Origin of the sequence: Mesorhizobium sp. M7A.F.Ca.CA.004.06.1.1, from assembly GCF_003999135.1 — a bacterium.
Classification (GTDB): Bacteria; Pseudomonadota; Alphaproteobacteria; order Rhizobiales; family Rhizobiaceae; genus Mesorhizobium.
The window spans coordinates 1-8,522 of sequence record NZ_RZPQ01000195.1 but is presented as its reverse complement, the minus strand read 5'-3'; the positions used below and the strand labels follow the sequence as shown (position 1 = coordinate 8,522).

Annotated in this window: 8 protein-coding genes and 1 pseudogene; 6 read left to right on the top strand and 3 right to left on the bottom strand. The window is 63.2% G+C overall.

What is annotated here, in order from left to right; genetic code table 11:
* From EN906_RS14165 to EN906_RS14155, 3 genes are all read right to left on the bottom strand, one after another.
* A partial coding sequence (locus EN906_RS14165; RefSeq protein WP_127375225.1) for an aminotransferase class III-fold pyridoxal phosphate-dependent enzyme occupies positions 1-936 on the bottom strand: 936 nt, incomplete at its 3' end.
* 38 nt (positions 937-974) lie between these two features.
* The gene (locus EN906_RS14160; protein WP_127269510.1) at positions 975-2,468 is read right to left on the bottom strand and encodes an NAD-dependent succinate-semialdehyde dehydrogenase; all 1,494 of its coding nucleotides are present in this window, start codon (positions 2,466-2,468) and stop codon (positions 975-977) included.
* Between the two features lie 415 nt (positions 2,469-2,883).
* On the bottom strand, positions 2,884-3,375 hold the full coding sequence (locus tag EN906_RS14155; RefSeq protein WP_127269511.1) for an Lrp/AsnC family transcriptional regulator: 492 nt from the start codon (positions 3,373-3,375) through the stop codon (positions 2,884-2,886).
* Positions 3,376-3,456: 81 nt separating this feature from the next.
* Here EN906_RS14155 and EN906_RS14150 point away from each other — a divergent pair, with 81 nt between their 5' ends.
* The 6 genes and pseudogenes from EN906_RS14150 to EN906_RS38275 form a co-directional block, all read left to right on the top strand.
* Positions 3,457-4,842 carry a PLP-dependent aminotransferase family protein gene (locus tag EN906_RS14150; RefSeq protein WP_127375224.1) on the top strand — a complete coding sequence of 462 codons (1,386 nt, stop codon included), beginning with the start codon at positions 3,457-3,459 and terminating at the stop codon, positions 4,840-4,842.
* A gap of 272 nt (positions 4,843-5,114) precedes the next feature.
* A complete protein-coding gene (gene ehuA, locus EN906_RS14145; protein WP_127271555.1) occupies positions 5,115-5,906 on the top strand; it encodes an ectoine/hydroxyectoine ABC transporter ATP-binding protein EhuA in 792 nt (263 codons plus the stop codon).
* Positions 5,907-5,993: 87 nt separating this feature from the next.
* Positions 5,994-6,845 carry an ectoine/hydroxyectoine ABC transporter substrate-binding protein EhuB gene (ehuB, locus tag EN906_RS14140; RefSeq protein WP_127272429.1) on the top strand — a complete coding sequence of 284 codons (852 nt, stop codon included), beginning with the start codon at positions 5,994-5,996 and terminating at the stop codon, positions 6,843-6,845.
* Between the two features lie 155 nt (positions 6,846-7,000).
* Positions 7,001-7,660 carry an ectoine/hydroxyectoine ABC transporter permease subunit EhuC gene (gene ehuC / locus EN906_RS14135; RefSeq protein ID WP_013530328.1) on the top strand — a complete coding sequence of 220 codons (660 nt, stop codon included), beginning with the start codon at positions 7,001-7,003 and terminating at the stop codon, positions 7,658-7,660.
* A gap of 34 nt (positions 7,661-7,694) precedes the next feature.
* Positions 7,695-8,354 (top strand): ectoine/hydroxyectoine ABC transporter permease subunit EhuD, encoded by a 660-nt coding sequence (ehuD, locus tag EN906_RS14130; protein WP_127270574.1) that lies wholly within the window; start codon positions 7,695-7,697, stop codon positions 8,352-8,354.
* A gap of 3 nt (positions 8,355-8,357) precedes the next feature.
* Positions 8,358-8,522: pseudogene (locus EN906_RS38275) on the top strand (ectoine utilization protein EutA); the annotation flags it as partial.

The following is an 8,522-nucleotide window of genomic DNA, read 5'->3' as shown; positions in this document are numbered from 1 at the left end:
AACCAGCACCTGCCACATCTTGTCGGCGACGATGACGCCCGACAGCGGCGCATAGGCCGAGGTCAGGCCCTTGGCGATGGTGATCAGGTCCGGCTTGATGCCGTAATGGTCGGAGCCGAACATGGTGCCCAGCCGGCCGAAGCCCGTCACCACCTCGTCGGCGACCAGAAGCACGTCGTACTTCTTCAGCACCGCCTGGATCTTTTCCCAATAGCCGGCCGGCGGCGGCACGATGCCGCCGGTGCCGAGGATCGGCTCGCCGATGAAGGCCGCGACGGTTTCCGGACCCTCAGCCAGGATCATCTCCTCGAGCTTGTCGGCGCAATGCTGAGAAAATTGCTCCTCGCTCATCGAGCGGTCGGCGCGGCGGAAATAGTAGGGCGCCTCGGTGTGCAGGATCGGTGCGCGCGGCAGGTCGAAGGCGTTGTGGAACAGGTCGAGCCCGGTCAGCGATCCAGTCATCACGCCCGAGCCGTGATAGCCGCGCCAGCGCGAAATGATCTTCTTCTTCTCCGGCCGGCCGAGCACGTTGTTGTAGTACCAGATCAGCTTGATGTTGGTTTCGTTGGCATCGGAACCGGAGAGGCCGAAATAGACGCGCGACATGCCCTGCGGCGCGCGATCGATGATCATCTTGGCCAGCGTGATCGAGGCCTCGGTGCCGTGGCCGACATAGGCGTGGTAGTAGGCGAGGTTCTTCGCCTGGGCGGCGATGGCATCGGCGATCTTCTGACGGCCGTAGCCGACATTGACACAATAGAGGCCGGCGAAGGCATCGAGGCTCTTCTTGCCATTGTTGTCCCAGACGGTGACGCCTTCACCGCCGGCCATGATGCGCGTCGGGCTTTCGCCCCGCGCATGCGTGCCCATATGGGTCGAGGGATGGAAGAAGTGGTCGCGATCCCAGGCGGCGAGTTCGTTGGACTGGTCGAGCATTCTTTTGACTCCTGACAAAACGGCGATTCCGGCGCAGCTTAAGCTACATCCAGGCAGAGATATTTGAGATCGGTGAAAGCCTCGAGTCCGTGGCGCGAGCCTTCGCGCCCGATGCCCGATTGCTTGACGCCGCCGAACGGAATCGGCGCGCCGGTGATCTTGACGCGGTTGATGGCGACCATGCCGTAGTCGAGCGCGCGGCCCATGCGCTGCTGCCGGCCGCCATTCTCGGTCACGACATAGGCAACGAGGCCATATTCGGTAGCGTTGGCGCGGGCAATCACTTCATCCTCGCTGTCGAACGGCGTCACGGCGGCAACCGGACCAAACGTCTCCTCGCGCATGATCAGTGCTTCATCGGTGACATCGGCCAGCAGCGTCGGCTGATAGAACAGTGGGCCAGCCTGGTGCCGCTTGCCGCCGGTGAGGCAGCGCGCGCCGTGAGCGATGGCATCGGCGACCTGTTCCTCGACCTTCTTGACGGCGCGCTCGTGCATCAGCGGGCCGATGTCGGTGCTATCAGCAAGGCCATTGCCGGTCCGCAACGTCTCGATACGCTTGGCGAAGGCGGCGCAGAACCGATCGTAGATCGGACGCTGGACATAGATACGGTTGGCAGCGAGGCAGTCCTGGCCCGACGTGGCGAATTTGGCGTCGATGGCGATATCAACCGCTTTGTCCAGATCGGCATCGGCAAAGACGATCAGCGGGGCGTGGCCGCCAAGCTCCATCACCAGCCGCTTCATCGTCGCAGCACTTTGCGCGGCGATCAGCCGGCCGATCTCGGTCGAGCCGGTAAAGCTCATGGCACGGACGCGCGGATCTTCGCACATCCGGCCGACGATGGTCGAAGCCTTGCCGGTGATGATGTTGAAGACGCCGGCGGGCAAGCCGGCGCGTTCGCCGAGTTCGGCCAGCGCCAGCGCCGACAGCGGTGTTTCCGAGGACGGATGCGCAACGATCGTGCAGCCGGCGGCAAGGGCTGCCGCAGCCTTGCGGGTCAGCATCGCCGACGGAAAATTCCACGGCGTGACGACGCCGACGACACCGAGCGGCTCGCGTCGCACCATCATCTCGGCGCCCGGCAGATGGCTTGTGACGCTCTCGGCATTCAAGCGTTTTGCTTCTTCGGCATACCATTCGACGAAGGAAGCGGCATAGTCGATTTCGCCCAGCGACTCCTGCAGCGGCTTGCCCTGTTCCAGCGTCATCAGCAGAGCGAGGTCTTGCTTTGCAGCGATGATCAACTCGAACCATTTCCGCAGGATTTTCGAGCGCTCCTGCGGCAACAGCGCCCGCCACGCCGGGAAGGCGCGCGCGGCGGCATCGATCGCCTTCGTCGTCTGCCGGCCGTCGAGCGCGGCGACGAAAGCGACTGTGGTGCCGGTGGCCGGGTCGGTGACTTCGAAGCTTTCGGCAGCCTCGCTCGCCGTCCAGTGGCCATCGACATAGGCGAGTTCACGCAGCAGCCGGCGGTCGGCGAGGCGATCGAGCGCTTCATGGCGATGCGAGCGGGCGAAATGCGCGGACATGGTCGAGACCTCCCGGTTCGGACTGATGCGGGAAGATTATCCGTCCCGATGCAGACAGAAAGGCTGTTTGGACAGCCCCATAGAGAGAGATTGTCTCTATTGGCCCGCGGGCGCAGATGATCTCTCTGCTGACCGGTGGGCGGCACTAAACCTGGAGATTGGCCGAAGCCTCCCCGCCTTCGTCATCCACGGGCGGAGCAGGAGCGAAGCGACGCGGCGCAGACCCGAGGATCCATGCCGTGATCTTGGTCGAGGAATGCAGCGGAGCAGAATTCTGCACCGCAGCAGCGCTTTGAAGTCGCGGCATGGATCCTGGGGTCTGCGCCGCGTCGCTGCGCTCCTTGCTTCGCCCCAGGATGACGACGTGACGGGGGTTTCGATCAGTCTCCTGGGTGTACGGTAGGGGAGATTGACCTCATGCTTGCGCCGGCAGCAGGTCGGCTATGGGCAGCGCGATCTCGTCCTTCACTGTCTTGATGACGATGTAGGTGAAGTAGCGATCGATGCCGATTTCGCGGTCGAGCAAGCCGTCGACCAGCCGCTGATAGGCGTCGATGTCGCGCGCCATCACCTTCAGCACATAGTCGACGCCGCCGCCCACCGACCAGCAGGCGACGATCTCTGGGATGTCTCGGATGACGCGCTCGAAGCGGTCGAAATCGGCCTGGCGGTGGTTGGCCAGGGTCACCTCCATCAGCACGGTGGCGACGGGTGCCACGACGCGCATGGCGATCCTGGCGTGATAGCCCGAGACGATGCCGGCCTTTTCCAGCTTGCGCAGCCGCATCCAGCACGGCGTCGGCGACAGGCCGACCTGCTCGGCCAGCGCCAGCTTGGTAATGCGTCCGTCGCGCTGGATGGCGTCGAGGATTTTCAGGTCGATCGGGTCGAGTTTCGCTGATGTCATCAGAGCTCACTTTTCGTCCGAGTACCATGACGGCGCATTATTTCGATTGTCAATTGCACTGATTTCGATCTCTAATAAGTCATGACATTGTGGCAACCCGATCCCGCACTCATCAGGCGGCCGGCATATCAATCGCTGGCCGACCAGTTCGCGCGTGCCATCCATGACGGGCGCCTGGCCAATGGTGCGCGGCTGCCGACCCATCGCAGGCTGGCCGACGATCTGAAACTTTCGGTGCAGACGGTCAGCCGCGCCTATGAGGAACTGATCCGTCGCGGCCTGATTTCGGGCGAGATCGGCCGCGGCAGCTTCGTCCAGACGCAGCGCCGCGAGCCGGAGCCGCCATATCTGCCCGAGCGGCTCGGCGAAGTCATCGACCTGTCGATCCTGAAACCGGTTTGTGAGCCGATGCATCTGGAGCGGCTGAAACAAGCACTGGGCTGGCTGGCTGAGAACCTGCCGTCGAGTTCAGCACTTTCGTTCCGGCCCAACATGGTGTTTCCGCGCCACCGCGCGGTGGCGGTCGAATGGCTGAGGCTTTGTGGCCTCGATGCATCGCCGCAGAACGTCAGCCTGACCAACGGCGCCACCGCCGGCATGACCGTGGCGCTGATGAGCGTCGCGCCGCCGGGTTCGACGGTTGCCACCGAGGCGATCGGCCACCATACGCTGGTGCCGTTGGCACGCTATCTCGGCTTCAATCTGGAAGGCCTGCCGATCGACGACAACGGCCTGATCCCGGAAGCGCTGGACGAGGCCTGCCGGCTTTCCGACATCCGCGCGGTCTTCGTGCAGCCCTCGGTGATCAACCCGACGGCGACCCTGATGGATGCGCGGCGGCGAGAAGAGATCGCCGCGGTCGCGCGCAAGCACGACATCGCCATCATCGAGAACGATGTGCTCGGTCCGCTGGTCGAAGACCGGCCGCCGCCGGTTGCCGCGTTCGCGCCGGAGCGCACGCTCTACGTCACCTCCTTCACCAAGATCACCGTGCCCGGTCTGCGCATCGGCTATCTGGCCGCGCCCGACCGCTACGTCGCCGCCGTCGCCAACCGGCATCTGGTCTCGAACTGGATGGCGACGCCGCTGGTGGCCGAGATCGCCACCAAATGGGTGACCGACGGCACGGCGATGGAGCTTGTCCACTGGCAGCGCGCGGCTTTGCGGCGCCGGCAGGATATTGCAGCGCAAGTGCTGGCGGGGGTGGACTATTGCGCCCGGCGCGACGGGTTGCATGTCTGGCTGCAACTGCCGGCCGACCGGGCTGAGGAAAGCTTTGTCGCCCAGGCTCGCCTGCAGGGCGTGGCGATTGCACCCGGCACGTCCTTCCGTATTTCGGCTGCGCCGTGGCATCCGGCGGTTCGTATCTCGCTGGGTTCGACCACCGAGGGGGAACTGCGCGCCGGCCTCGGCGTTGTCACCAAGCTTTTGCTCGGCGATCCCGAGCACCTGCTGCTCGCTATCTAGCGAGTGCGCCGCTATCCGGGTGATGCCGGCCTGCGAAAGGCAGCCTCCTGCGCTTCCGGTACTCACGTACGAAAAGTACGCTCCGTTCCGGTTCTCGGAGGCTCCCATTCTCGGCTCGGCCTGACCCGAATCCCGGCGCACTCTTCGGCACTGGTTGCTCAAGAATTGTGCGGAATGGGAAATATTGTCATGATATTATTTTTCCGATTGACATGATTTGGCGCGTTCCGCATCGTTAAGGGGCACAGGCTTCTCCAGCACGGGGAATTTATTTGTCCGCATCAGCGCCCATCATCAAGATCGACGGCATCTCGAAGAGCTTCGGCAGCTTCAAGGTGCTGGACGGCCTGTCGATGCAGGTCATGCCCGGCGAGAAGCTGGCGCTGATCGGCCCGTCGGGCTCGGGCAAGACGACGATCCTGCGCATCCTGATGACACTTGAGCGCATCGATGGCGGTCATATCCAGATCGACGGCGAGCAGCTCTACCACATGGAACGCAATGGCCAGCTGCTGCCCGCCGATGAGCGGCATCTGACAAGGATGCGGCGGAAGATCGGCATGGTGTTCCAGCTGTTCAACCTGTTTCCGCACAAATGCGTCATGGACAATGTCACGCTGGCGCCGATGCTGACCAAGGGCACGCCACGCGCCGCCGCCGAAAAGCGGGCGATGGAACTGCTCGAAATGGTCGGCATGGCCGACAAGGCCAAGTCCATGCCGGCGCAGCTATCCGGCGGGCAGAAGCAACGCGTCGCGATCGCCCGGGCACTCGCGCTGTCGCCGAAGATCATGCTGTTCGACGAGGTGACGTCGGCGCTCGATCCGGAGCTCGTCGAGGAGGTGATGAACGTCATGCGCAAACTCGCCGCCGAGACCGACATGACCATGCTGCTGGTCACCCACGAGATGGGTTTCGCCCATGATTTCGCCGACCGGGTGCTGTTCTTCGATCGTGGCAGAATCGTCGAGGAAGGCAAGCCGGACGAGATTTTCCGCAATCCCAAGCAGGAGCGCACGCAAGGCTTCCTGAAGAAGATCATCGCGGCCGGACATCGCGTCTGACCGTAATGCCGAGGCGGCAACGCCGCCATCAAAGGCGGCGAGGCCGCCCGTAACAAAAGCAAGACAAGAAACAAGGAGTTGGGAACAATGAACAAACTTGGCATTCTGGCCGGCGTTGCCGGTCTTGCACTGACGGCGGTGCTGGCCGCCTCTATCCCCGGTTCGGCCGACGACAGCAAGCTCGAACAGCTTAAGGCGCAAGGTTTCGCTCGCCTCGCCATCGCCAACGAGCCGCCCTACACGGCGGTCGCCGCCGATGGCAAGGTTTCGGGTGCCGCGCCCGATGTGGCCCGCGAGATATTCAAGCGGCTCGGCGTCGCCGACGTCGCCGCTTCGATCTCTGAATATGGCGCCATGATCCCCGGCCTGCAGGCAGGTCGCTTCGATGTCGTCACCGCCGGCCTGTTCATGAAGCCGGAACGCTGCGCCGCCGTCGTCTATTCCGAGCCGGTGCTTTGCGATGCCGAGGCGATGTTGGTGAAGAAGGGCAATCCGAAGGGCTTCAAGAGCTATGAGGATGTCGCCAAGGATACGACTGCGACCATCGGCGCGCCAGGCGGCGGCACCGAGGAGAAGCTCGCGCTCAATGCCGGCGTGCCACGCGATCGCGTCATCGTCGTGCCGGATGGCCAGAGCGGCGTGAAGATGCTCCAAGATGGTCGCATCGACGCTTATTCGCTGCCCGTCCTGTCGATCAATGATCTGGTCAAGAAGGCCAACGATCCGAACCTCGAAGTCATCGCTCCGGTGCAGGGCGCACCGGTCTATTGCGACGGCGCCGCCTTCAAGAAGGGCGATGAGGCACTGCGCGACGCCTTCGACGTAGAACTGGCCAAGATGAAGAAATCAGGCGAGTTCGCCAAGATTATCGAACCCTACGGCTTCTCGGCGGCGGCGGCGATGTCGACCAGCCGCGACAAGCTCTGCGCGGCGAAGTGATTTTTCCTTCTCCCCGTTCAACGGGGAGAAGGTGTCACGAAGTGATGGATGAGGGGCGGCGCCAAGTTCTGAGACTCTAGTGCCGCCCCTCATCTGCCTGCCGGCATCTTCTCCCCGTACGGGGAGAAGGAGCTAAACCCAACGTTGGAACGTAAATGACCCAGTGGTCCGGCTATTTCGGCCTGATATTGCAGGGAGCGCTTGTCACCATCGAGCTGACGCTGATGGGGTCGGTGCTGGCGTTGATCATGGCCTTCCTCGCCGGCATGGGGCGCGTATCGCGCTTCTTTGCGCTGCGTTGGTTGGCCACCGCCTATATCGAATTCTTCCGCGGCACCTCGATCTTCGTGCAGTTGTTCTGGGCCTATTTCGTGCTGCCCTTCATCGGCATTTCGTTGACCCCGTTGCAGGCCGGCGTGCTGGCGCTCGGCCTCAATGTCGGCGCCTACGCCGCCGAAGTCGTGCGCGGCGCCATCCAGTCGATCGGCCGCGAACAGTATGAGGCCTGCACCGCGCTCAATCTCGGGCGGTGGCAAGGCATGCGCCACATCATCCTGCCGCAGGCGCTGCTGGTGATGCTGCCGACTTTCGGCAACAACGCCATCGAATTGCTCAAGGCGACCGCCGTGGTGTCGCTGATCTCGCTCACCGACCTGACCTTCCAGGCGCAGGTGGTGCGCGCCCAGACCGGCAACACCCTGGTGCCATTCACCACCATCCTGATCATCTATTTCATCCTCGCCCTGCTCATCTCGTGGGGCGTGCGCTCGCTGGAACGACGCATGGCGCGCGGCCTCGATGGGGTGCGTGCCTGATGGCCAATTTCCTTCTGATAAATTGGGCCTGCTGATGGAATGGGATTGGAATTTCGTCTGGGAAATCATGCCGACGCTGATCCAGGGGGTGAAGATCACCATCCTGGCGACGCTGCTCGGCTCGGTGCTGGCGGCGGTCGTCGGGCTGGGCATTGCGCTGGCGCGCCGCTCGCCCAACAAAGCGCTGTCGCGCACGGTCGGCTGGGCGGCTGAATTCATCCGTGGCACGCCGCTGCTGGTGCAGCTCTATTTCATTTTCTACGTGCTGCCCGACATCGGCATCCTGTTGCCGCCGCTGGTCGCCGGTGTCATCGGGCTCGGGCTGCATTACGGCACCTACACGGCCGAGGTTTATCGTGCCGGCATCGACAATGTGCCGCGCGGCCAATGGGAGGCCGCCAAGGCATGCAATTTGAGCGCCAGTCAGACCTGGACCCACATCATCATTCCGCAGGCCATCCCGCCGATGATTCCGGCGCTCGCCAATTATTTCATCGCCATGTTCAAGGAAACGCCGCTGCTGTCGGCAATCACCGTGCTGGAACTGATGAACCAGGCCAAAAGCGTCGCCAACACCTACTATCGCTATATCGAGCCGATCACCTTGGTCGGTGCTTTCTTCCTGGTCATCAGTCTGTTTTCGGTCGTGCTGCTGCGCTGGCTGGAACGCCGCTACGGCAAGATCGAGAGGTAACCGATGAAACCCTTGCCCGAGATCAAGATCTACCCGAAACGGCCGGCGCTGGATGCACGCCCGCTCGACATGCGCATCGGCCTGATCATCCTGGCCACTGACCACACCAGCGAACCGGATTTCCGCCGCATGGTGGCGAGCGAGCGGGTCGGCGTCTATGTCGCGCGC